22 protein-coding genes and 1 riboswitch are annotated in these 23,921 nt (G+C 68.0%); of the genes, 12 read left to right on the top strand and 10 right to left on the bottom strand.

Translation table 11 applies throughout. The annotated features are described in order from the left end of the window. Nucleotides 1–69: 69 nt before the first annotated feature. Nucleotides 70–285, top strand: a complete 216-nt coding sequence (locus P3H15_RS14210; RefSeq protein WP_276137812.1) for a hypothetical protein — start codon at nt 70–72, stop codon at nt 283–285. 3 nt (nt 286–288) lie between these two features. Here P3H15_RS14210 and P3H15_RS14205 read toward each other — a convergent pair whose 3' ends face one another. Continuing rightward, the gene (locus P3H15_RS14205) at nt 289–945 is read right to left on the bottom strand and encodes a DUF3043 domain-containing protein (RefSeq protein ID WP_276137811.1); all 657 of its coding nucleotides are present in this window, start codon (nt 943–945) and stop codon (nt 289–291) included. A gap of 88 nt (nt 946–1,033) precedes the next feature. Between P3H15_RS14205 and P3H15_RS14200 the strand changes: the two genes are divergently transcribed. From P3H15_RS14200 to P3H15_RS14190, 3 genes are all read left to right on the top strand, one after another. Beyond that, the gene (locus P3H15_RS14200) at nt 1,034–2,110 is read left to right on the top strand and encodes a glycerate kinase (protein WP_276137810.1); all 1,077 of its coding nucleotides are present in this window, start codon (nt 1,034–1,036) and stop codon (nt 2,108–2,110) included. Between the two features lie 138 nt (nt 2,111–2,248). Beyond that, nucleotides 2,249–2,599, top strand: a complete 351-nt coding sequence (locus P3H15_RS14195; RefSeq protein WP_005247725.1) for an iron-sulfur cluster assembly accessory protein — start codon at nt 2,249–2,251, stop codon at nt 2,597–2,599. A 178-nt stretch (nt 2,600–2,777) separates the two neighbouring features. Further along, nucleotides 2,778–3,752 (top strand): carbohydrate kinase family protein, encoded by a 975-nt coding sequence (locus P3H15_RS14190; protein WP_276137809.1) that lies wholly within the window; start codon nt 2,778–2,780, stop codon nt 3,750–3,752. Between the two features lie 69 nt (nt 3,753–3,821). Here P3H15_RS14190 and asnB read toward each other — a convergent pair whose 3' ends face one another. Next, complete coding sequence (gene asnB, locus P3H15_RS14185) at nt 3,822–5,747, bottom strand: asparagine synthase (glutamine-hydrolyzing) (protein ID WP_276137808.1); 1,926 nt, start codon at nt 5,745–5,747, stop codon at nt 3,822–3,824. 272 nt (nt 5,748–6,019) lie between these two features. Between asnB and P3H15_RS14180 the strand changes: the two genes are divergently transcribed. Continuing rightward, complete coding sequence (locus P3H15_RS14180) at nt 6,020–7,087, top strand: cytochrome c oxidase subunit II (RefSeq protein WP_072945455.1); 1,068 nt, start codon at nt 6,020–6,022, stop codon at nt 7,085–7,087. A gap of 41 nt (nt 7,088–7,128) precedes the next feature. Continuing rightward, nucleotides 7,129–7,545 (top strand): cytochrome c oxidase subunit 4, encoded by a 417-nt coding sequence (locus P3H15_RS14175; RefSeq protein WP_276137807.1) that lies wholly within the window; start codon nt 7,129–7,131, stop codon nt 7,543–7,545. Nucleotides 7,546–7,612: 67 nt separating this feature from the next. Here the strand turns inward: P3H15_RS14175 and P3H15_RS14170 are convergent, their stop codons facing one another. From P3H15_RS14170 to P3H15_RS14150, 5 genes are all read right to left on the bottom strand, one after another. Further along, a complete protein-coding gene (locus tag P3H15_RS14170; RefSeq protein ID WP_276137806.1) occupies nt 7,613–8,038 on the bottom strand; it encodes a TetR family transcriptional regulator in 426 nt (141 codons plus the stop codon). A 582-nt stretch (nt 8,039–8,620) separates the two neighbouring features. Next, entirely contained in the window at nt 8,621–10,270 is a 1,650-nt protein-coding gene (locus tag P3H15_RS14165; protein ID WP_276137829.1) for a cytochrome bc complex cytochrome b subunit, read from the bottom strand. 29 nt (nt 10,271–10,299) lie between these two features. Beyond that, nucleotides 10,300–11,442 (bottom strand): ubiquinol-cytochrome c reductase iron-sulfur subunit, encoded by a 1,143-nt coding sequence (locus P3H15_RS14160; protein ID WP_276137805.1) that lies wholly within the window; start codon nt 11,440–11,442, stop codon nt 10,300–10,302. Continuing rightward, a complete protein-coding gene (locus P3H15_RS14155; protein WP_083395828.1) occupies nt 11,439–12,290 on the bottom strand; it encodes a cytochrome c in 852 nt (283 codons plus the stop codon). Before P3H15_RS14155 ends, P3H15_RS14160 begins: the two co-directional genes overlap by 4 nt. Nucleotides 12,291–12,354: 64 nt before the next feature. Beyond that, the gene (locus P3H15_RS14150) at nt 12,355–12,966 is read right to left on the bottom strand and encodes a heme-copper oxidase subunit III (RefSeq protein ID WP_276137804.1); all 612 of its coding nucleotides are present in this window, start codon (nt 12,964–12,966) and stop codon (nt 12,355–12,357) included. Nucleotides 12,967–13,092: 126 nt separating this feature from the next. Here P3H15_RS14150 and P3H15_RS14145 point away from each other — a divergent pair, with 126 nt between their 5' ends. Next, nucleotides 13,093–13,566: a hypothetical protein gene (locus P3H15_RS14145; protein ID WP_276137803.1), complete on the top strand. Its 474-nt coding sequence runs from the start codon at nt 13,093–13,095 to the stop codon at nt 13,564–13,566. A gap of 44 nt (nt 13,567–13,610) precedes the next feature. Beyond that, a complete protein-coding gene (gene trpD, locus P3H15_RS14140) occupies nt 13,611–14,699 on the top strand; it encodes an anthranilate phosphoribosyltransferase (RefSeq protein WP_276137802.1) in 1,089 nt (362 codons plus the stop codon). 9 nt (nt 14,700–14,708) lie between these two features. On the opposite strand, the gene P3H15_RS14135 is transcribed toward trpD, so the two are convergent. Both P3H15_RS14135 and P3H15_RS14130 read right to left on the bottom strand, forming a co-directional pair. Next, complete coding sequence (locus tag P3H15_RS14135; RefSeq protein ID WP_005247708.1) at nt 14,709–14,984, bottom strand: Lrp/AsnC family transcriptional regulator; 276 nt, start codon at nt 14,982–14,984, stop codon at nt 14,709–14,711. Further along, nucleotides 14,981–16,747 carry a DEDD exonuclease domain-containing protein gene (locus P3H15_RS14130; RefSeq protein ID WP_276137801.1) on the bottom strand — a complete coding sequence of 589 codons (1,767 nt, stop codon included), beginning with the start codon at nt 16,745–16,747 and terminating at the stop codon, nt 14,981–14,983. Before P3H15_RS14130 ends, P3H15_RS14135 begins: the two co-directional genes overlap by 4 nt. A 457-nt stretch (nt 16,748–17,204) precedes the next feature. Next, a riboswitch (cyclic di-AMP (ydaO/yuaA leader) is annotated at nt 17,205–17,369 on the top strand. Between the two features lie 14 nt (nt 17,370–17,383). Here P3H15_RS14130 and P3H15_RS14125 point away from each other — a divergent pair. From P3H15_RS14125 to P3H15_RS14110, 4 genes are all read left to right on the top strand, one after another. Further along, nucleotides 17,384–17,929, top strand: coding sequence for an NlpC/P60 family protein (locus P3H15_RS14125; RefSeq protein ID WP_276137800.1), 546 nt, complete (start codon nt 17,384–17,386; stop codon nt 17,927–17,929). Nucleotides 17,930–18,309: 380 nt separating this feature from the next. After that, nucleotides 18,310–19,362 carry a C40 family peptidase gene (locus P3H15_RS14120; RefSeq protein ID WP_276137799.1) on the top strand — a complete coding sequence of 351 codons (1,053 nt, stop codon included), beginning with the start codon at nt 18,310–18,312 and terminating at the stop codon, nt 19,360–19,362. A 49-nt stretch (nt 19,363–19,411) separates the two neighbouring features. Beyond that, nucleotides 19,412–20,779 carry a DUF4157 domain-containing protein gene (locus tag P3H15_RS14115; RefSeq protein WP_276137798.1) on the top strand — a complete coding sequence of 456 codons (1,368 nt, stop codon included), beginning with the start codon at nt 19,412–19,414 and terminating at the stop codon, nt 20,777–20,779. 43 nt (nt 20,780–20,822) lie between these two features. Beyond that, nucleotides 20,823–21,950, top strand: coding sequence for a glycosyltransferase family 4 protein (locus P3H15_RS14110; protein ID WP_276137797.1), 1,128 nt, complete (start codon nt 20,823–20,825; stop codon nt 21,948–21,950). Nucleotides 21,951–22,013: 63 nt separating this feature from the next. On the opposite strand, the gene P3H15_RS14105 is transcribed toward P3H15_RS14110, so the two are convergent. Then, nucleotides 22,014–23,825: a long-chain fatty acid--CoA ligase gene (locus P3H15_RS14105; protein WP_276137796.1), complete on the bottom strand. Its 1,812-nt coding sequence runs from the start codon at nt 23,823–23,825 to the stop codon at nt 22,014–22,016. Nucleotides 23,826–23,921 lie beyond the last annotated feature (96 nt).

The following is a 23,921-nucleotide window of genomic DNA, read 5'->3' as shown; positions in this document are numbered from 1 at the left end:
CAGTATTTTGACGAAGAACGTCAATTCCGCCACTGTTGGCGGGAAGTGGACGGGCGGAGAATTTCTGCCATGACCGAATTCCTCGTCCTCGTTGCACTTCTCCTCGTGCTGCAAGCGGCCGTGACATACGCCGGTCGGCACCTGGGTCCACTCCATCCGCGGCTGCGGAACAGCTACCGCGACAACTTCTTCCGGCCCGCCGATCCCCTGGCGGACCTGTCGCACGACCGCGACGCCGAACTGGGGCGGCTGCTCGCCGAGACGCACCGCGCGCCACACAACTGACCGTCAGATGGCGTCGCCGGGCCGCACCCGCGGCTTGGGGGCCCGCAGCTTGCGGATCTGCGACGCCCGCACGAACGCGTACCAGCCGAGCTTGAAACCGCCGTCGGGGGTGTCCGGGAAGCGTTCCCGCACCTGATTGTTGATCTTGCGGCCCAGCCAGACACCCTCGATGGCCATGAACATCATCATGATGAGCATGGCGAGCGTCACGATCGCCTGTAGGGCCGGGCTGACGAACATCGCCATGATGAGCACGAGCGCGAGCGGCATGAACAGGCCGACCAGGTTGCGCCGGGCGTCGACGATGTCCCGGACGTACGCGCGGACCGGGCCCTTGTCGCGGGGGAGGAGGTACTTGTCCTCGCCGGCGAGCATCCGGTTGCGTCGCTCGGCGGCGGTGGCGCGTCGCTCCGCCGCGGCAATCTTGCGCTCTTCCTTGCTGCCGCGGGTCGCCTTCCTGCGGGCCCGGGCCTCTTTCGCGGTCAGGGGTGCGGGCGCAACCGGTCCGCGACGCTTCGACTCGGCGTCACGCCGCTTGGGGGTCGGGCGGCCCTTGCCCGCCTGCTCGACGGACTCCGCTTCCTGGGCCGTGGACGACTCGGCGACCTCGACGTCCCGCTTGTCCGAATCGTCCGAATCACCGCGGCGTAGCAATTTCACCCTTCCAGACTATGGGAAGACGCCACCGAGTGGAAAATTGCCCTCACATCGAAATGCCGGGTCGCGCCCGTCGCCATACACTTCGCCGATGCGAGTGTTGATCGCACCGGACTCCTTCGGTGAGACGCTGACCGCCGTCGAGGCGGCCGCCGCCATCGCGGCGGGATGGTCGGCCGTGCGCCCGGACGACCAGCTGATCGAGGCCCCGCAGTCCGACGGCGGCCCCGGCTTCGTGGACGTGGTCGCCGCAGCAGGTGGCACCGTCCGGACCACGGTGGTGGAAGGGCCACTCGGCGTCGGCGTCCCCGCCCGCTGGCTCCTCGACGGCACCGACGCCTACCTGGAATCCGCCCAGGCCTGTGGGCTCGGCCTGCTCGGCGGACCGCCGACGCCCCGCACCGCCCGAGACGCGCACAGTCGGGGCGTCGGGCAGCTCGTGGTGGCGGCCCTCGACGCCGGAGCCCGCAGAATCGTCGTCGGTCTCGGCGGCAGCAGCTGCACCGACGGCGGCCGCGGCCTCGTCGAATCCCTCGCGGAAGGATTCGGCAGTGCGGACGCCGCTGTCGCCCGGCTGCGCGCGGTGGAACTGGTGGCCGCGACCGACGTCGAACACCCGCTGCTCGGCGAGCACGGCGCCGCCCGCGTGTTCGGACCGCAGAAGGGTGCCGACCCAGGCACCGTCGCCTTCCTCGAGGACCGGAACACCGCGTGGGCCGGGCAACTGCACCGGGCGACCGCCCGGGACGTCGCGGCCGAGGCCGGCGCCGGAGCCGCGGGTGGTATCGGCGCCGCGCTGCTCGCGCTCGGTGGGACCCGTGAATCCGGCGCCCACGTGGTCGCCCAGCGCACCCGGCAGGACCGGCAACTCGCCTCCGCGCAGCTCGTGATCACCGGCGAAGGTCGCCTCGACCAGCAGTCGCTGCGCGGCAAACTCGTGATCGCGCTCGCCGCCGCAGCCCGCAGGCGGGCCATCGCGACGCTCGTCCTGGCGGGGCAGGTGCTCCTCGACGCGGACGATCTGGACCGCGCGGGCATCGACGACGCACTGTCCCTGGTGGACCACGCCGGGTCGGTCGAACTCGCGATGTCGGACGCATACGCGCAGCTGAGAGACCTCGCCGCCGCCGCAGCCCGCGGATGGGACGGCGCCGCCGCACGGCAGTAACCCGAAACCCCGACGTCGGATACCATGGACGTGGATCGATCTGCGGACGCTGCCGCAGTGAAGGGAACCCGGGAATAAGTCGGGCGCGGAGTACCGTTGAAGCGTTCACGGGTTTGTTACGAACTACAGGGAGAGCCCATGACTGTGCAGAACGAGACCGCCGTCCACGGCGTCAAGATGACCGAAGCCGCGTCCGCCAAGGCGAAGGCGCTGCTCGATCAGGAAGGTCGTGACGACCTCGCACTGCGTATCGCCGTGCAACCCGGCGGCTGCGCAGGACTGCGTTACCAGCTTTTCTTCGACGACCGGAACCTGGACGGCGACCTGATCGTGGACTTCGGTGGCGTCGCCCTCGCGGTGGACCGGATGAGTGCGCCGTACGTCGAGGGTGCCTCGATCGACTTCGTCGACACCATCGAGAAGCAGGGTTTCACCATCGACAACCCCAACGCGACCGGTTCGTGCGCCTGCGGCGACTCCTTCAACTGAGTCCCGGGACGAAGTACAACTGAATCGACAAGTCTGACGCGGCGCCGACCGGCTGCCGCGTCAGACTTTTTTCGTGCCCGACCTCGCCGTCCCGAGTCGTCGTGCTGCCGACCGAACATGGTGGTACGCCGGGGTACGGTGAGAAATCCCGACCGAACTCATCGAAAGGCATCCGCCCGTGACAATTGCGGTAACCGGTTCCATCGCCACCGACCACCTGATGCGGTTTCCGGGCCGGTTCGCCGAGCAACTGCTCGCCGATCAGCTCAGCCACATCTCGTTGAGCTTCCTGGTCGACGACCTCGTAGTCCGGCGCGGGGGAGTGGGCGGCAACATCGCCTACGCCATGGGCGTCCTCGGTGGTTCCCCGCTGCTGGTGGGGGCTGTCGGAGCCGACTTCGCCGACTACCGCCAGTGGCTCGAGGGCAACGGTGTCGACTGCACCGCCGTCCGGATCTCGACCACCGCGCACACCGCGCGTTTCGTGTGCACCACGGATGAGGACATGGCGCAGATCGCCTCGTTCTATCCCGGGGCGATGAGCGAGGCCCGCGAGATCCAGCTGTCCGGCATCGCACCGGACGCCGACACGCTCGAGCTGGTCCTGATCGGCGCCAACGACCCCGAGGCGATGATCCGCCACACCGAGGAATGCCGCCGACAGGACATCCCGTTCGCCGCCGACCCGTCGCAGCAACTCGCGCGCCTGAACGGCGAGGAGGCGGCGGCGCTGATTTCTGGCGCGAAATACCTGTTCACGAACGAGTACGAGTGGGGATTGCTGCAGCAGAAGACCGGACTGTCCGAAGAGGAGATCCGCGCACAGGTCGGTGTCCGCGTCACGACGCTCGGCTCGAAGGGCGTCGAGATCGTCGACGCCGAAGGCGACTGCACACGGGTCGCCGTCGTCCCCGAGAAGGCCAAGGTCGACCCGACCGGTGTCGGTGACGGATTCCGTGCCGGATTCCTCCTCGCGCACAGCGCAGGCCTGAGCTTCGAGCGCTCCGCGCAACTGGGGTCGCTGGTGGCCGTGCTGGTACTGGAGACCACCGGAACCCAGGAATGGACGTTCGACCGCGACGAGGCTGTCAAGCGCCTCGCGGATGCCTACGGCTCCACCGCCGCGGACGAGATCGCCGCGATTCTGCCGTAAGGCGGCTCCGCCGCCCGTGAGTGGTTGACGAGTCCCTGGACTCGTCAACCACTCACGGGCGCGAAGCGCCTAGATCGAGACCGGGTACGCCGGCTCGGCGATCTCCGGGACGATGCGGTTCTCCACGAAGATGCCGTGCCAGACCATGAAGATCAGCACGGTCCACAGTCGACGGCTGTGATCGGACACGCCGTCCCGGTGGTCGTTCAGCATCTTCGTGATCGCGGCCTTGTCGAGCAGGTGATCGGTGCCCGAGGTCGCGATCTGCTCGTGCGCCCAGTCGAACAGTTCGGTGCCGCGCAGCCAGTGCCGCAACGGCACCGGGAAGCCCAGCTTCGCCCGATGCAGCACGTGGCCGGGGACGATCCCCTCCAGCGCCTGACGCAGCGCGTACTTGGTAGTGCTCTTGGTGATCTTCTGATCCAGCGGCACCCGCGACGCCACGTCGAAGACCTCCGGATCCAGGAACGGCACCCGCAGTTCGAGCGAATTGGCCATCGTCATCTTGTCGGCCTTGACCAGAATGTCGCCGCGCAACCACGTGAACAGGTCCAGGTGCTGCATCCGGGCCACCGGATCCCACCCCTGCGACTGCGCGTAGATCGGGTCGGTGACGTCACGGTGCGTCCACTCGGGCCGGAAGTCGCGCAGGACGGCGCGCAACTGCGCGTCGTTGAAGCTGCGCGCGTTGCCGTAGTACCGCTCCTCCAGGGTCAGCGAACCGCGATGGAGCAGGCTCTTGCCGCGGGTGCCGTCGGGGATGCGTTCGGACAGCTTCCCGGCGGCCCTGCGCAGGCCCTTGGGCAGGTACTCGAACGGCTTCAGCGAAATCGGCTCGCGGTAGATGGTGTAGCCGCCGAACAGTTCGTCGGCGCCCTCACCGGACAGCACGACCTTGACGTGCTTGCGTGCCTCCTTCGCCACGAACCACAGCGGAACCAGAGCGGGGTCGGCGACCGGGTCGTCGAGGTACCACACGATCTCGGGGATGGCGGCGGCGAACTCGGCGGGGCTGACCACCTTCACCACGTGCCGTGCGCCGATCGCCTCGGCGGATTCGGCCGCGACGTCGACCTCGGAGTAGCCCTCACGCTCGAAACCGGTGGTGAACGTGATCAGGTTCGGGTTGTGGCGCATCGCGAGCGCCGCGATGGCCGTCGAATCGATGCCGCCCGACAGGAACGAGCCGACGGTCACGTCGGCGCGCATGTGCTTGGCGACCGAGTCCTCGAGCGCCTCCGCGATCTCGCGGTACCGGGCCTGCTCGGTGCCGGCGGCGAACGGACGCACCGGGAACGTGGGTGCGAAATAGCGGGTGATCACGGGTGCTTCGCCCGGCCGCACCCGCGCGAAGCACCCGGACTCGAGCCGGCGGATCTGCTTGTGGAGGGTTTCCGGCTCCGGCACGTACTGGAGGACGGTGTAGTGCTCGACCGCACGCGGATCGAGTTCGGTGCCGATGCCGATCAGGCTCGCCAGTTCCAGCAGGCTCTTCTTCTCGCTACCGAATGCGGTGCCGCCGGTGCCCGTCGCCAGGAACAGCGGTTTGATGCCGAACGGATCGCGGGCGATGAACAACTCCCGTGTCTCGGTGTCCCAGATCGCGAACGCGAACATGCCGCGCAGGCGACGGACGGCGTCTTCACCCCAGTAGTGGAACGCGGCGACGATGGCCTCGCTGTCGCCCTCGGTGACGAACTGCGCACCGAACTGCTCCGCGAGTTCGGCCCGCACCTCGAGGTAGTTGTAGATCTCGCCGTTGAACGTCAGCGCGTAGCGTTCCGGATTCTCTGCCGGACCCCAGCGCAGTGGCTGGTGGGAGTGTTCGATGTCGATGATCGACAGCCGATTGAACCCGAAGACCAGGTGGTCGTCGTGCCAGGTCCCGTGCTCGTCCGGCCCACGGTGCCGCAGGCAGTGCATCGCCTGGTCGACCTGTGAGACGGCGTTGTCGCTGGTTTCTCCAGAGGTCAGTAGCCCGAGCAGTCCGCACACAGCGTCCGGTACCTCAATTCAGAATCTTGGAAGGCTCCACGAGGTGGAGGGGTCAGGGATCTCTGCCGGAAAGTATGCCGCAGATTGCCGACGCGTCCGGTTCGGGCCGTCGTCGGCACCGCCGCGGCCCGAACACCGGCACCGCCGCGGCAACGACAGCGACACATCGCCCGACCCGAGGATGGAGAGCCGCCACCTTTGGTCTACGCTGCGTAGTAATTGGGCCTTCCCATCGGGTGTGCCCTAGTGGAATTTGCGGCGATCAGGAAGGCGTGAACGTGGCGCAAGGTCGGATCCTTCGGCGGGCAGGGTTGGCAGTATCTTTGGGCATTGCTGCCTTGCTGCTGTCGGGTTGTTCAATCGACAACGAGGTGCTTCGTTTCGGGTGGCCTTCGGGCGTAACCCCGCAGGCGCACCGCATGCGTGAACTGTGGACCTGGTCGGTTATCGCCGCCCTCGTCATGGGTGTGCTGGTGTGGGGACTCACCTTCTGGGCGGTGATCTTCCACCGCAAGAAGAAGGACTCACCCGAGTTCCCGCGTCAGACGGCATACAACGTGCCGCTGGAGCTGGCGTACACCGCGGTTCCGTTCGTCATCATCGCTGTGCTGTTCTACTTCACGGTGGTCGTGCAGAACCATGTCCTCGAGAAGGAGGACAACCCGAACGTGGTGGTGGATGTCACTGCGTACCAGTGGAACTGGAAGTTCGGCTACCGCTCCATCGATCTCGGTGAAGGTGGCGGTCTGTACGACGGTGTCGACCAGGAGGCGCAGGCCGCCGTCGAGTCCGCATCGGCGCCCGAGGCGGAGGGCGAGGGTGAGCACGCCCTGCCCGGGCCGATCCACGGCAAGACGCCTCAGGACCTGTCCTACCTGCACTACGACAAGATCGAGACGGTCGGTTCGAGCAACGAGATTCCGATCCTCGTCCTGCCGACCGGCAAGCGGATCCAGTTCGAACTGGCCTCGGCCGATGTCATCCACGCCTTCTGGGTGCCGGAGTTCCTGTTCAAGCGTGACGTGAACCCGAACCCCAAGGAGAACCACTCCGACAACGTCTTCCAGATCAGTGAGATCGAGAAGGAAGGTGCCTTCGTCGGGCGCTGCGCCGAGATGTGCGGCACGTTCCACGCGATGATGAACTTCGAGGTTCGTGCGGTGAGCCCGGACAAGTTCGCGCAGTACATCGAGTTGCGCAAGCCGGCGAGCGAGGGCGGACGGGATCTGACCACGGCGGAGGCTCTGCAGGCCATCGGCGAGTCCCCCGTCGCGACGTCGACGTCTCCCTTCACCACCGATCGCGGCTACAAGCAGGCGAGCGGTGTCGAAGGTAACTGAACCTGCTGCTGATACCTCACTGACCAAGGACAAGTGCTGATATGAAGATCGAAGCCAAGCTCTTCGAGATCCTGACGGTATTCTTCATTCTCGTCGCGATCGTCTACGGCGTCTTCACCGCCGTTTCACGAACCGGTATCGAGTGGGCGGGTCTGACGGGCATCTGCCTGTCGGCGGGACTGACGCTGATCATCGGAACGTATTTCCGGTTCGTCGCCCGTCGCCTCGACACCCGTCCCGAGGACTACGAGGACGCGGAGATCGCGGACGGCGCAGGCGACCTGGGCTTCTTCAGCCCGGGTAGCTACTGGCCGATCGTGCTCGCCGCCGCGGCCGCGTTCGTCGCCGTCTCGATGGCGTTCTTCCAGCCGTGGATGCTGGTGGTCGCCGTGGTTGCCGTGCTGGCTGCCGCTGCGGGTCTCGTCTTCGAGTACTACGTCGGGCCCGAGAAGCACTAGTCCACACACATGTGTGACGGCGGAGGCGCCGAATCCCTCTGGGGTTCGGCGCCTCCGCTTTTCGTCGTCAGGCTTCGCGGTTCCGGGCGGCCGCCGCGGCGAGGAGGGCTGCGGCCTGTTCGGACGCGAGTCGCACCGCATCGGGGAACACCTGCAGCCCGTATGCGACCAGGGCGCCCTCGTGGAGCAGCATGACGGTGCGCGCGAGTGTCTCCGGATCGCGCACCGACGCGTCCCGGCACACACCGGTGAACAGGTCGAGCATCCACCGCTTCTGGCCGATGATGATCGCGTAGGCCGGATGTGACGGGTCACTGATCTCCGCGTGTGCGTTGACCATGCTGCATCCCTTCGCGCTGTTCTCCGCGGTCCATTCGCGGGACGCGTCGAAGATCGCCGTCAGCCGCAGTTCGGGTGAGTCGCCGACGGTGTCGAGATGGCCGGCGAGAGATGCCCGCCACCGCTCGTCCCGGTCGGCGAGGTACTCGACCACGATCTGTTCCTTCGAGCCGAAACGGTCGTAGAGCGTCCTCTTCGTGACCAGGAAGTAAACCGATCTGTTTACTGGGGTCGTGGTCCGTCGTGAACGTGTTGTTCGCCGTGATGTTCGTCGTGTGCTGGAGTTCCGGTTTCATCGGGGCCAAACTCGGTGCCGGGGACGCGGAGGTGGCGGGGAATCGGATTCCGTGCGCTCCGCCATGGGGTGGTGGTGGGCGCGCTGTCGCAGACCGGGTATCTGCTGACCGTCTACCAGGCGATCGGACTTGGTGCCTCGACCGGCACCACCGCACTGGTCGACGGCACCCAGCCCCTGGTCGTCGCCGTGCTGGCAGGCCCACTGCTCGGTCAGAACGTCGCGGCGAGGCAGTGGTGGGGGCGGCTGGCCCTCACGGTGTACTGCGTGACCAGCGCCGTGGTTCACCGCTCTCGCGGCGTTCTTCTGGTCGGCCTCGGGGGCGGTCGTACTCGTGTTCCGTGCGCAGCCGCGGGGGAGGGGAGCGCGCACGGTCCAGATAGACGACCAGAGCCCCGAACCGGAAGTGGTTCGGGGCTCTGGTCGGTTGCGGAGGTGAGGCTAGTGCGCCTCGCCGTTGCCGGACGATCCGTTGCCGGAGGTCGGCGAACCGTTGCCGTGGGCACGGTCCTGGTACTCCCGCAGCATCGCGAGCTGCTCGTGCTCGCCGTGGTGCAGGGCGTGCTCGAGGGCCAGGCTCTCCTCGACCGGGTCGGCCGTGACGAGGCTGCCGGAACCGGGCTTGCCGGCGGAACCGAGCTTGTTCATCTTCTTCGGGACGGTCGCACCCTGGTACTCGAGCGGGATCGGGTGACCGTGGTCGTCGACCGGGCCGAGCGGCTGGTGGATCTCGATGTACTGACCGTTCGGCATCCGCTTGATGATGCCGGTCTCGATGCCGTGCTCGAGGACCTCACGGTCGCTGCGCTGGAGACCCAGGCAGAACCGGTAGGCGACGAAGAAGGCGATCGGAGGCAGCAGCACCATGCCGATACGGCCGATCCACGTCATCGCGTTCAGGGAGATGCTCAGGTGGTACGCGATGATGTCGTTGATGCAGGAGATCGTCAGGACGGCGTAGAACGCGATTGCCATCGCACCGATCGCGGTACGCACCGGAACGTCGCGCGGACGCTGCAGCAGGTTGTGGTGGGCATCGTCCTTGGTCAGACGCTTCTCGATCCACGGGTAGGCGATCAGGACCGTGAACACCAGACCCATGATCAACGCGACGGCGAACACCGACGGGATGGTGTAGCGGTTGAACAGGTAGACGTCCCACGCCGGCCACAGACGGGCCAGGCCGTCCGTCCACATCATGTAGATGTCGGGCTGCGAACCCGCCGACACCTGCGCCGGGTTGTAGGGGCCGATGGTCCAGACCGGGTTGATCTGCAGCACGCCACCCATGACGGCGAGAACACCGAACGTGATCGCGAAGAACGCACCCGACTTGACGGCGAACACCGGGAGGATGCGCACACCGACGACGTTGGTCTCCGTGCGGCCGGGGCCGGGGAACTGCGTGTGCTTCTGGTACCAGACGAGCGCGAGGTGACCGGCGATCAGCGCGAGGATGATGCCCGGGAACAGCAGGACGTGCGCGACGTACAGGCGCGGGATGATCAGGTCGCCGGGGAAGTCGCCGCCGAAGATCAGCCAGTGCATCCAGGTGCCCGCGATCGGGATGCTCAGCGTGATGCCGGAGAACGCGGCGCGCAGGCCCGTGCCGGACAGCAGGTCGTCGGGGATCGTGTATCCGAAGAAGCCCTCGAACATCGCGAGGATCAGCAGCAGGCAGCCGATGACCCAGTTCGCCTCACGCGGACGCCGGAAGGCGCCGGTGAAGAAGATGCGCAGCAGGTGCACGACGATCGACGCCGCGAACATCAGCGCAGCCCAGTGGTGGATCTGACGGACGAACAGGCCGCCGCGGACCTCGAACGAAATGTTCAGCGTGGTCTCGTACGCGCGGGACATCGTGACGCCGCGCAGGGGCTCGTACGCACCGTTGTAGACGACGTGCGCCATCGACGGATCGAAGAACAGGGTCAGGTAGACACCCGAGATCAGCAGAATGACGAAGCTGTACAGCGCGATCTCGCCGAGCAGGAACGACCAGTGGGTGGGGAAGACCTTGTTGATCTGCCGCCGCATTCCCGCTGCGAGGTGGTAGCGCGAGTCCATCGCTTCCGCCTGGCCTGCGGCCATCGCGCTCAGTTTGGACGGTTTGTTGTCGGTCACGGTCGACGCTCCCAAAATGCCGGGCCGAGAGCTTCGATGTAGTCACCCGTTGTGACTAGGAAACCCTCTTCGTTCACTGTAATAGGCAACTGCGGAAGTGCACGAGCGGCCGGACCGAAAATCGGCTTTCCGTAGGTCAGCGCATCGAACTGCGACTGGTGGCACGGGCAGAGGATTCGGTTGGTCTGCTGCTCGTACAGGGAGGTGGGGCAGCCGAGGTGGGTGCAGATCTTCGAGAAGGCGAAGTAGTCGCCGTAGTTGAAGCTCTCCTGGCCCTTGCGCTTGGTGACGTTTGCCGCGTCCTCCGTGCGGAGGCGGATGAGCATGGTCGCGTTGCGGATGCCGCGCAGCGCCTCGAGCAGCGCGTCGTGGTCGCCGCGATCGGACTCGCGGAAGGGGAACACCGTTTCCATGGCGCCGGCGTCCAGGTCTTCCGGGCGAACCAGGACGACGTCCTCGGGACGACCGGTGTCGCGGCGCAGGTAGATGGTCTCGCCCTCGTAGCGGGGGGTCCATCCCGACACCCACAGCGGAGAGTCGTCGCGCTTGGCCCACGGGTTCTTGATCAGACCACCGAGGGGCATGACGGACATGATGCCGAGGGCACCGCCGCCGAAGATCAGGGTCCGCTTGAGCAGCTTGCGGCGTCCCAGCGTCGACGTGTCGAACGAGTCGCCGAGTTCCGCGACGATCGTCTTGCGATCGACCTCGGACGATCCACCGTCGTGGCGGTCCTGGATGGACACCTCTTCGGGGATGAACTTCTTGGTGAACTGCACCGCGCCGACACCGAGGCCGAGGATGGCCAGACCCATGGTGAAGCCGATCAGCGGCGTGTACAGGCTGTAAGCCGAGTAGTGCTCCTCGCCGGAGCCCGCGTACTCCCAGGGCCAGAAGAGGTAGATCGCGATGAATGCGATCGCGGAGATGCCGGAGAGAGCGAACCAGAACGCGACCGACCGCTCGGCGCGCTTCTCGGCCTTCGTTCCCGGAACCGCCCAGCGGTTCCGGCGGAACGCGACATCGACGTGGTCGAGGTTGGTGCCGAGCTCGACCAGTTCGTCGCGGCTCAGGTTCTCGAGTTCTGCATCCGTGTACTTCTTTGGCGTGGCGCCGCCCGGCTGGCCAGCGTCGCTCATGACCTTGCTCCGATCCACAGTGCTGCACCGACGACAGCGATGATTCCGACCACCCACATGGCCAAGCCCTCGGAGGCGGGACCGATGCCACCGAGTCCGTAGCCACCGGGTTGCTTCGTCTCGCCCGACGACTTGATGTAGGCGATGATGTCTTTCTTCTCCTCGAGGGTCAGCTGACGGTCCGAGAACTTGGGCATGTTCTGCGGGCCGGTGACCATCGCGGTGTAGATCTGCTGCTCGTTGGCCGGGTCGAGGACCGGCGCGTACTTACCGGACGAGAGCGCACCGCCGCGCCCGGTGAAGTTGTGGCAGGACGCGCAGTTGAGGCGGAACAGCTCGCTGCCGCGTCCGATGTCGCCGCCGCGGAGCGAAGACTGGGCGACTTCGCCGTTCTCGTCACGAATGACCGTGGGGCCGCCGCCGTTGGCCTGGACGTACGCGCCGATGGCGTCCGTCTGCTCGGCGTCGAACTTGACGGGCTTGCGCTCGACCTGGGCCTCGTTGCGCGAAGCGGGCATACGTCCCGACGACACCTGGAAGTACACGGCGGCCTCGCCGACACCGATCAGGCTGGGGCCGCGGTCCTGCACACCCTGCAGGTTCGCGCCGTGGCACGTGATGCACGAGGTGTCGTACAGCTGCTTGCCCTCGCGGATCAGTGCTGCCTGATCATCGGTGGCGGTGGCCACCTGCGGGGTTGGCGTCAACGCGGACGCGAGGAAACCGGCGCTGACCAGTCCCATCATCAGGACCAGGGCGCCCGTGGCGCGCCTGCGGAGCTTCCGCTGGCGGCGTGCCTTGGCGGCAGACGCCGTGGTGTCGGATGCGGGAGGGGGGGATGAACTCATCTGTATCCCTTTGGTATGTCGGGACGGACTGGACGTCAGGGGGCTGCCTGGGGCGTTCAGCTGATCAACGGATGAAATAGATCGTGGCAAACAGGCCGATCCACACGATGTCGACGAAGTGCCAGTAGTACGAGACGACGATGGCGGCGGTGGCCTGGGCGGGCGTGAACTTGCTGACCTTGGTGCGGGCGATCAGGAACACGAACGCGATGAGGCCGCCGATCACGTGCATACCGTGGAAGCCGGTGGTCATGTAGAACACCGAGCCGTACACGCTGCTCGAGATGGAAGTGCCCTCTTCGATGAGGTGGATGTACTCGTATCCCTGTCCGAGGACGAAGAAGGTGCCCATCGCCAACGTCAGGAGGTACCACCGGCGGAGGCCGAAGACGTCGCCGCGCTCGGCCGCGAACACACCCATCTGGCAGGTGAACGACGAGGCGATCAGCACCAGCGTCACCGGCACGGCGAGGAACAGATTCAGCTCGGTCGGCTCCGGCGGCCAGTTCCCATTCGCCTGTGCTCGCGCCACGAAGTACATGGCGAAGAGCCCTGCGAAGAACATGAGCTCACTTGACAACCACACGATGGTGCCAACGCTGACCATGTTAGGTCGGTTCAGCGAGTGCACGCGTTGGGTGATTGCTGATCCTGAAGTCCCTACTGCGCTCGTCACAGACAGAAGTATGACGCTTCGTCGTAAGAGACGACTACCCGGGTCCACCCTCGGCGCGCCGAGGCGCCCCGCTTGTCCGATTCTCCCTGCTGACAGCCTGGTCGCGGACCGTGAAAGGGTGGAGTCATGCGCTCTGGAGACAACAGTACGGGGTGGCTGCGGCGACTGTTCGGAAGTCGGAAGCAGGCCCCTCTCGATCAGGATCGGCCCGACCTCGTGGTCGTCGCCTCGAGTTTCGACGACGTGGAAGCGTGCTCGACCGCGCTCGACCGTGCCGCCGCCGAGGATCCGCGGTGGGAGGCCGACGCGGAAGCGGTACTGCGGCACCACTTGCGGTTGCCCGCGGCCTCGGTGGCCGACGCCGTGTCGATCGCCGCCCAGGACGGCTACCGGCCGCTGGATCCGGACAGACAGGCGGCGTCCCCGGCCGAGGACGGTGCGACGGTCGAACTCGTGCTGCAGCGGGTCCAGGTTCTCGATGCGCTGCACTGTTCCCAGGAACGGTCGAGGATGGCCGGGCTGGCCCAGCGGCTCGGGGGCTCGGTCGACGGATGGGACGCGACGCAACCGGCGCGCGAGTCCGATCCGCCCGGTGACTAGGCTGCCAGGGATCGGATCCGCCACTAGTACAAGGGGACACGACGATGCAGAGCCCGAATGCTCAGGGGACCAACGACGGTGTGCTGCCTGCACGCACCTGGCCGTCGGTCCTCGGTGCGCTCACCGACGGACGTGACCTCGCGGTGGACGACGCGAAATGGGCGATGGACGAGATCATGTCCGACAACGCCACGTCCGCGCAGATCGCGGCATTCGGCGTCGCCCTGAAGATGAAGGGCGAGACGCCGGAGGAGTTGCGCGGCCTGGCCGACTCGATGCTCGGGCACGCACGCAAGGTTCCCGTCGACGACGACGTCGTCGACATCGTCGGAACCGGTGGTGACCGATCGAACACAGTGAACATCTCCACGATGGCGTCACTGGTGGTCGCGGCGTCCGGCATCCGCGTCGTCAAACACGGAAACCGGGCGGCGTCCTCCAAGAGTGGTGGGGCGGACGTTCTCGAGGCGCTCGGCGTCAAGATCAATCTCGGTCCCGACGAGGTGGCCCGCTGCGTGCGGGAGGTCGGCATCGGCTTCTGCTTCGCGCCGGTGTTCCACCCCGCGCTGCGGTTCGCGGGCGCGCCCCGCAAGGAGATCGGCATCCCGACCGTCTTCAACGTGCTCGGACCGCTCACCAACCCGGCCCGTCCACGGGCCGGCCTCATCGGCTGCGCCTTCCCGGGCCTGATCTCGGTGGTGGCCGGTGTGCTCGCGCAGCGCGGCAACTCGGCGCTGGTGGTGCGCGGCGACGACGGTCTGGACGAATTGACGACGTCGACCACGTCGACCGTGCACATCGTCGCCGACGGATCGGTGACCACCCGTCGGTTCGACCCCCGCGACATCGGCATCGCACGGGTGTCGCTCGACGAACTGCGCGGCGGCGACGCCGACGTGAACGCCGCGGTGGCGCGGCGACTCCTCGCGGGCGAGACCGGACCCGTCCGCGACGCAGTTCTGCTCAACGCCGCGGCGGCGATCGCGGCGTTCCGGGGTCTCGGCGGCCGCACCCTCGAGGAGGGACTGTCGGACGGGCTCTCGACGGCGGCGCAGTCCATCGACAGTGGAGCGGCCGCGACGCTGCTCGGGCGGTGGGCCGATCTCACGTCGGGCCTGGCCACCAGCAAATAGCCGGCGGACCTATTCGCCGATCGAGAAGCCCGCTTCCACGTCGGCGCTGGAATAGGACTGGAACGCGATGTGCGTCGCCGTCCGCGAGACGCCGTCCACCTTGTTGATTCCCTCGGTGACGACCTCCGCGATCTTCGCGTGGTCCCGGACCCGCACGATCGCGATGAGGTCGACGTCGCCCGCGCAGGAGTAGACCTTGTCGACGCCTTCGATGTCGGCGACGGCCTGAGCGGTCTCCGGGATGCGGTGGGCTTCGGCGTGGATCAGGACGATGGCGTTGATCATGATCGCCAGCCTAAGCGGTGGCCGGCGGAACCCGGTGCGGGTGGTCGGGTCTCGGCGTCCCGTGTCGACGCGCTGCCGGCGCGGGCGAGCGCGCACCAGTCGGACCAGGATCCGGCGCCCCGTGCGGGCTCACACCACCCCGAGGACGCGCTGACGATGCGGGTGTCGTCCTGGTCGAGCCAGCGCGCGAGCAGTCCGGCCTCCTCGGGGGACGCGCCGCGAAGCGGAGTCGTGTCGGGAACGACGGTTTCTGCGGTGAGGACGAGCGCGTCGACCACCGGCATCGGATGGATTCCCCGCCGGGCGCAGCCCGCGGACGCGAGGCGCCCGGAACGGATCACCGCGAACTCCCATCCGCCGGTCGCGGCGGGGCGAGCGGCCACGAGTTGATCGAGGGCGGTGAGCGCCGCCAGGCGCTGCATTCTGCGCAGCGCGAGGACGACCTCGGCGGTGCGATCCCGCAGCCGTGCGGCGTTCTCGAACAACTCGCCCGCGGCCAGTTCCTCCACCCGTGCGCGCATCCGGTGCAGCGGCGCGTCGTCGGCGCCGCGCAGGAAGAGCCGGAACAGCTCCGGACCGGGACGGTAGGCGTCCTCCGTGTCGCGGCCGTGGACGGACGCGGGGCAGCGCCCGAGTTCGCGAGGCGGGCACTGCGCACCGTGCGCCCGCCCCTTCGGGATCCGGCTCGTGCAGGTGCGGAGAATGCAGTACTCGGCGAGGATGTCGGCGACGTCGGCGGCGGTCGAGCGGGACCGGAACGGACCGAGTGAATCGGCGGCGGGGGTCCGCACGACCGACAGCCGGGGGAAGGCCTCCGCGGTGAGCGTGATCCACCAGCCGCGCTTCGGGTACTTGGACCGCCGGTTGTACGGCGGGGTGTGGGCGGCGAGCAGCCGGAGCTCGCGCACACCCGCCTCGAGAGCGTGTGCGCATTCGACGTGGTCGATCCGGGTGGTCAGCGCGACCATCTCCTTCATCCGGCCGCGCGTCTCGGAGCCGGTGAAGTAATTGCGCACCCGGCGGCGCAGATCCGTCGCCGTGCCGACGTAGAGGACCTCGTCGGACGGCCCGCGGAACAGGTAGACGCCGGGAGAACGGGGGAGATGACTGGCGAGCGTGCGTTTGGCCCGCTGGTGCGAGGAGACGTCGGGAAGGTAGTCGACGAGCTCGGTGAGACTGTGCACCCCCTGGTTGCCGACCCGGGCGATGAGGGCGTGCAGGACGTCGACGGTGGCGCGGGCGTCGTCGAGGGCCCGGTGGGTCGGGGTGGTCCCGACGTCGAACAGCCGGGCCAGCGACGACAGCTTCACGGACGGCGCCTCGTCGCGGGTGAGTACCCGCCGGGCCAGTTTGACCGTGCAGAGCACGGTGAACTTGGGCCAGGGGGTGTCGGTGGCCGCGGCGGCGGCCTTGAGAAACCCGGTGTCGAAGGGGGCGTTGTGGGCGACGAGCACCGCTCCGCGTGCGAACTCGAGGAACGCGGGCAGCACGCGCTCGATGCGCGGTGCGTCGATCACCATCGCGGTGGTGATGCCCGTGATCTCGACGATGTGCGGCGGGATGGACCGTCCCGGGTCGACGAGGGTGGCCATCTCGGCGATCACCTCGCCGCCGCGGATCTTCACGGCGCCGATCTCGGTGATGGCGTCCTCGCCCGGCCGCGCTCCGGTGGTCTCGAGGTCGACCACCACGAACGTGGTGTCCCGCAGCGGGGTGTCGAGCTCGTCGAATCTCAGCTGTTCGGGTACACCGGGGACACTCACGGCTCAGAGCGTATGGACGGGCACCGACAGACCCGCCGGGGAAGCCCGGAGAGACGAGGATCACACTGCCTGTTTGCGGGCCGCGGCGGCGGGTGGGGCGGCGGTCGGGCGCGCGACCCCGAACGGGGGTTCCGGGGGTGCGGGGACCGAGGGCGGTGGGTCCGGTGCGGTTGTCGGGCAGCGTCCGCGCCACCCCCGTTGAACAGCGGGAACGCGGAGCCTGACACGCCCGGAGGGTTGCGGGGCTGCGCGAAATGTCCACTCCCGCTGTCGAAAAGAGAACGGAAACATACCGCTTGTTATCGAGTCGTTACCGAATGTGGGTACCGCGCGCCCGCATGCCTCGAAACGGTGCAAACGGACACTTTCCGCGTGTTCCGGTCGACACCGGGGTATTCCATTTCGTAACCTTCCTGAGACCTAGCGGAGTCTCGCAGCCCCAACACCGGGGCAGCATCGCTAGTCACCGCCTAATCGGCCACTCGCGAGAGCGGTCGTACCGGGAACCCAAGTTTCTACTGGGGTGAATCCCGCCGGGACGTCCTCACGCACCGGTGGGTAGGGCTGATCTTCCCAGCCCGAACCCGTCAGCTAACTCGGTCGGCGGATGAATGGAAGAAACGGAGTACCCCTTTCGTGGCGTCACAAGTTTCCAAGCGGAATGTGCGACGGGCAGTCGTCGCCGGCGCGCTCGCAGTCGGAGCGCTCACCGCTACCGCGGCCCCCGCGGCCGCAGACCCCATCACCATTCCCGGTGTCGGAACCTTCGAGATCCCGGGTGTCGTCATCCCGCAGATCCCCGGTGTCCCGAACCTGCCCGCGCCCCCCGTGCCGGGCAGCACCGCAGGTGACAAGGCCGTTCAGGCCGCTCAGACCAAGCTCGGCGCGCCGTACGTCTACGGCGCCGCAGGTCCCAACTCGTTCGACTGCTCCGGCCTGGTGCAGTGGGCGTTCAAGCAGGCCGGACTGAACCTGCCGCGCACCAGTTACGCGCAGGCGGCCGCCGGTACCCCGGTGTCGCAGTCCGATCTCCGCCCCGGCGACGTGATCTCCTTCTACGGCGGCTCGCACTCGGGCATCTACGCCGGCAACGGCAACGTGATCCACGCCTCCACCGAGGGCCAGCCCGTCAAGTTGGCGCCCATCGCGTCCATGCCTTTCGACGGGGCACGCCGCTACTGATCCCGACACGAGGCGAGGCATCCACCGAGTCGAGGGCGGGGATGCACGGGGTAGCTTCGTAGGATCTCGCACGACCACCGAGGGTGGGTTCGAATCACGATTCGAACCCACCCTCGATGTCGTTGCGCCCCAGGCAGACAGCGTGTCGTTTACCCGCCCGGTGGTCCCGCCACCCCCGTCGTGACATGGGTGGACACACACGTATGTCATTCCGTAACCTAACCGAGACCTTGCGAAGTCTTGCCGCGCCAACCGGGCGGCAACGCGGGGTCACCACCTCTTCGGCACTCCGCGGTCGCATCGGCCGGGGAAATTCCTGAGCCGCGCATCGGACAACCGACCCGGCGGGTGGAGATCGACGATCGGAGAACCGCATTTCCGTGGCCTCACACAAGATGAAGCGCTCCCTGGGCAGCGTGCTGACAGCCGGAGCGCTGTCGGCGGCGCTCGTGTCGCTGCCCTCGATCCCGGCGGGTGCGGACCCGGTCACCACCAACCCGACCGAGGCGCTGACGAAGCTCGGTGACCTGTCCCGGCAGTCCGAGCAGACGTCGGAGGCTCTCCACAACGCGCAGATCGATCTCGAGGCCAAGCAGTCGGCCCAACGCGACGCGGACGCCCGGCTCGCGGCCGACCAAGGTGTGCTCGACGAGGCCAACGCCCGCGTCGCCGTCTTCCAGCCCGTGGTGAACAAACTCGCCACCGCCAACTACCAGGGCGCCCGGACCAATCGCCTGTTCGCCGTGATGGTGAGCGACTCACCGCAGCAACTCCTGGACCAGATGTCCGCTCTGGACGCCATCTCCAACGACACCCGCAATCAGGTCGCGCAATTCCAGTCGGCCACCTCGGACGCCACCAAGGCGGCCGCGGCGTCGAAGCAGTCCGCGGATTCCGCGCGGGCGGCGACCGAGCAGGCCAAGGTGGTCAGCGACGACCTGCAGCGCAAGCAGAGCGACCTGCAGGCGCAGATCGCCGACGTGATCAAGGCGTTCGGAGATCTCACCGGCGCCGAACGCGACCAGCTGGCGGGGACGCCCTTCCCACCCGGCTTCGACCCCGACACGATCCTCGCGCACCTCACCCCCGGCTCGGGCACGAGCGCACTACAGGCAGGCATGACCCGCATCGGCGACCCGTACGTGTGGGGCGCCACCGGGCCCGACCAGTTCGACTGCTCCGGGCTCGTCGTCTGGGCGTACAAGCAGATCGGCAAGACGCTCCCGCGGTCCAGTCAGGCTCAGGCCAGCGGCGGCACCCCGGTGTCCCGCGACGAACTCCAGCCCGGCGACGTCGTCCTCTTCTACAACGACGCGTCCCACGTCGGCCTGTACGCAGGAAACGGCAACATTCTCCACGCCTCGACGTTCGGTGTGCCGGTCAAGATCGAGTCGATGGCGAAGTTCCCCTTCTACGGGGCGCGCCGCTACTGACGGCCACCGTCCGGCGACGGCGCGCAGGCGTGCTCATACACTCACCGGCGTGCCCGCATCAGACCCGTCTTCCGCAACGGATCCGACCTCACGCCGTCAGGCGCGCCCGTGGGAGCTCGCCGCGCTGGCCGGACTGGTCCTCGCCGTCGTCGTCGTACTCGCGCTGACCGGGTTCTCTCGCGACGAGCGGGGCGCCGACGGGGCGGTCGGCACCGCGCAGGCCGACACGGAGTCGCGGGCAGCGGCCGTCCAGTTGCTCCTCGACACGTGGGCGTCGGCCGTGCGGACGAACGACACGGCCCGGCTGTCGGGTCTGATGGATCGGGCGGCGTCGCCGGGCTTCCTGGCCGCCGAGACGCGCCGCGCGAGCAACGTTGCCGGGGTGGAATTCTCGGACTGGGGTTACGAGATCACCGAGAGCCCCGAGACGGCGGTGCCGTCGAGTCTCGTCGACGCGCTCGGGGCCGACGAGGTGTGGGCGCCTGCCGTGCAACTCCGCTACGCGATCGCGGGGGCGGACGAGAGCCCCACCCGCAAACCGATCGCGCTCGTCGTCGCCCGGCGTGGTGACAGCTGGGCGCTCGTGAGCGACAGTGCCACCGTGAACGGCGAGCGGCGGACGTGGCGCGGCCCGTGGGACTTCGGAACGGTCGTATCGCGCCGCGTCGACACCGGCGACGGCCGGACGTCGGTGGTGCTCGGACATCCCGAGAACGCCGCGATGGTGGACCGGCTGGCGGAGGAACTCCCCGCCGCCGTCGTCAACGCCACCCAGCTGTGGGGTTCGGACTGGGCGGGCCGCGCACTCGTGTGGGTCGCCGGATCGCAGGACGAGTTCACCGCTCTCGTCGGTTCCGATCACGACGGCCGTGGCATCGCCGCGGTCGCCATCTCGGACGCCGTCGACCCCGACGCCGACGCGGTCACCGGGCAGCGGATCGTGTTCAGCCCCTCGTCGGCGGACCGGCTCACCGAGGTCACCCGGCGGGCGATCCTGCGACACGAACTCACCCACGTGGCGGCGCGCGCCGAGACGGTGGACCGCTCACCGATGTGGGTGCTGGAGGGCTACGCAGAATACGCCGCCTACCGGGGTACCGGTGAGGCCGCGCGGCAGATCGCGCCGGCCCTGACCGCGCAGGTGGGCGCCGAGGGCCCGCCGACCGGATTCCCCGAGAACACCGACTTCTCCGCATCCGGCGAACGCGGCTCGGTCGCCTACGAGACCGCGTGGTCGATCAACGCCTTCGTCGCGGAGCAGTACGGCGAAACGAAGCTGACGGAGCTGTACCGGACACTGGCCGTGGGGGAGGCCGATCCGGACACGGTCGACGCACGACTGTCCGACGTCCTCGGCGTCGACGCCGAGCAGTTCCGGGACCGCTGGACCAGCTGGGTGGGCGCTCACCTGGGGTGACCCTGCGTCGGAGTCCGCGCGATCGACCGCCTACGGTGATCACATGCGCCGAACCCTGTTGGTGACGAACGATTTTCCGCCGCGACCCGGTGGAATTCAGTCGTACCTGCACACCTTCGCCAAGCACCTGCCCGCCGAGGACCTTGTCGTCTACGCCCCGCGCTGGCGCGGTGACTCGCACATCAAGTTCGATGCGCGGCAACCGTTTCAGGTCGTCCGTCACCCCACCACCCTGATGGTGCCGACACCGTTCGTCGCGCGCCGCGCCACCAGGTTGCTCGCCGAACACGACTGCACCGGCGTCTGGTTCGGCGCAGCGGCCCCGCTCGCACTGCTGAGTTCGACGCTGCGCCGCGCCGGAGCGGAACGGGTGGTCGCGAGTACCCACGGACACGAGGTCGGCTGGTCGATGCTCCCGGCCGCCCGCCAAGCCCTCGGCCGGATCGGCGACGGCACCGACGTCGTCACGTACGTCAGCCGCTACACCCGCGGCCGATTCGCGTCCGCATTCGGCGCCGGTGCGGCACTCGAGCACCTGCCGCCCGGAGTCGACACCGACCTGTTCACCCCGGACAGCGGGGCGCGGTCCGAACTGCGGGCCCGATACGGGCTGGGCGACCGGCCGACGATCCTGTGCCTGTCCCGGCTCGTGCCGCGCAAGGGCCAGGACATCCTTATCAGGGCGCTCCCGAACATCCGCGAACACATCGACGGCGCCGTCCTCATGATCGTCGGCGGCGGACCCTACGAGGACCGCCTGCGCTCCCTCGCCCGCTCGGCGGGCGTCGAGGACCACGTCGTGTTCACGGGAACAGTGCCGTCCGCGGAGTTGGCGGCGCACCACACGATCGCAGACGTGTTCGCGATGCCCTGCCGCACGCGGGGTGCGGGACTCGACGTCGAGGGCCTCGGCATCGTGTTCCTGGAGGCGTCGGCCTCCGGTGTCCCTGTCATCGCCGGACAGTCCGGCGGCGCCCCGGAAACGGTGCGGCAGAACGAAACCGGGATGGTCGTGGACGGCACGTCGGTGGCCGAGGTGGCGAGATCGGTGATCGCGGTGCTGTCCGATCGCGACCGGGCGGCGGCGATGGGCGCCGCCGGCCGGGACTGGGTCAAGGCGCAGTGGCGGTGGGACGTGCTCGCCGCCAAGCTGCAGTCCCTGCTGGCGTGACCGCCCCGTGAGTACTTCTCAACCGCGGGCGGTTGAGAAGTACTCACGAGCGCCGGAGGCGCACTATCTGGCGTAGAGGGCCGCGATGTCGTCGGCGAAGCTGTCGTGCACCACGTTGCGCTTGAGCTTCATCGTCGGTGTGAGCTCGCCGGTCTCCTCCGTGAAGTCCACGGGCAGGACCCGGAACTTCTTGATGGCCTCCGCGTGCGACACGAGCTTGTTGGCTTCCGCGACGGCCTCGTCGATCTCGGCCGTGAGGTCGGCGTCGGCGAGCAGATCGGCGACCGTCGTGCCCGCGGGCTTGCCGTTGCGCTCGTTCCACGCCGGCAGTGCGTCGGCGTCGATGGTGATGAGCGCGCCGATGAACGGCTGCTGATCGCCGACGACGATGGCCTGGCTGATCAGCGGGTGGGCACGCAGGTGATCCTCGAGCTGGGCGGGGGAGACGTTCTTGCCGCCCGCTGTGACGATGATCTCCTTCTTGCGTCCGGTGATGGTGATGTAGCCGTCCGCGTCGACCGAACCGAGGTCGCCGGTGTGGAACCAGCCGTTCTCGATCGCGTCGGCGGTCGCGTTCTCGTTGCGCCAGTAGCCGCCGAAGACGACCGGCCCCGACAGCAGGATCTCGCCGTCGTCGGCGATGCGAACGGAATTGCCTGCGAGGGGCTTGCCGACCGACCCGACCTTCTGCGCGCCGATCGTGTTGACCGCGAACGCCGCGGACGTCTCGGTGAGGCCGTAGCCCTCGTAGATGGTGATGCCGATGCCGCGGAAGAAGTGGCCGAGGCGGGCACCGAGCGGGGCGCCGCCGGAGATCGCCAGCTGGCACCTGCCGCCGAGCGCGGCCCGCAGCTTCGAGAACACCAGCTTGTCGAACAGCGCGTGCTTGGCCTTGAGGACCAGTCCCGGGCCGCCGTTGTCCTGGGCCTCGCTCCACGCGATGGCCGTCTCGGCGGCGGCGTCGAAGATCTTGCCGTTGCCCTCGCCGTGGGCCTTGGCGCGGGCGCTGTTGTACACCTTCTCGAACACCCGCGGCACGGACAGGATGAAGTCGGGGCGGAACTCGCCGAACGTCGGGACGAGGTTCGGGATGTCGCTGGTGTGGCCGAGCGCGGCGCCGGCGTCGAACGACGCGATGCTGACCGCGCGCGCCAGGACGTGCGCCATCGGCAGGAACATGAGGGTGCTGACACCGGGCGTCTTCAGCAGGGTGCCGAGGCTGGAATCGAGGATGCCCTTCGACTCGGCGATGAGGTTGGCGTGGGTGAGCTGGCAGCCCTTGGGCCTGCCCGTGGTACCGGACGTGTAGATGAGGGTGGCCGGATCGCCGGACTTCAGTGCGGCGACGCGTGCCCGGACCTCGGAGTCGGGAACGTCGGCGCCGCGTTCGGTCAGTTCCTCGACGACGCCGCGGTCGCTTTCCGACGCCTCGATCCGGTAGACGCCGCGGAGGGCGGTCGCCTCGGCGGCCACGGCCTTGACCGTGGCGGCGTGTGCCTCGTTCTCGACGACGAGGTCGATCGCGGCGGAGTCCTCGAGAATCCAGCGGACCTGCTCGGCGGAGGACGTCTCGTAGATCGGGACGGTGACACCGCCTGCCGCCCAGATCGCGAAGTCGACCAGCGGCCACTCGTACCGGGTGGCCGACATCAGGGCCACCCGGTCGCCCTGCTGGACGCCGATGGCGATGAGTCCCTTGGCGACCGCGGTGACCTGCGCGGCGAACTCGGCGGCCGTGACGTCGGTCCACCGTCCGTCGATCTTGCGCTTGTACACGACCAGCGTCGGGGCGGCCGCGGCATGGGCGAACACCGAGTCGACCGCGGACGCGTCCTCCGCGATCGTGAACGACTGTGGCGCGCTGAACTCGGGCACGAAAACCTCCGACACTGAAAATACTGGCGAGTAGGATTGTCTTCGCCAACTTTAGACCTTCCCCCGCAGGCTCCGCCTCCTGGCCGAACACGGGTG

Origin of the sequence: Rhodococcus sp. T2V (assembly GCF_029269925.1) — a bacterium.
Classification (GTDB): domain Bacteria; phylum Actinomycetota; class Actinomycetes; order Mycobacteriales; family Mycobacteriaceae; genus Rhodococcus_F; species Rhodococcus_F koreensis.
This window is presented reverse-complemented; position numbering and strand designations above follow the sequence as displayed.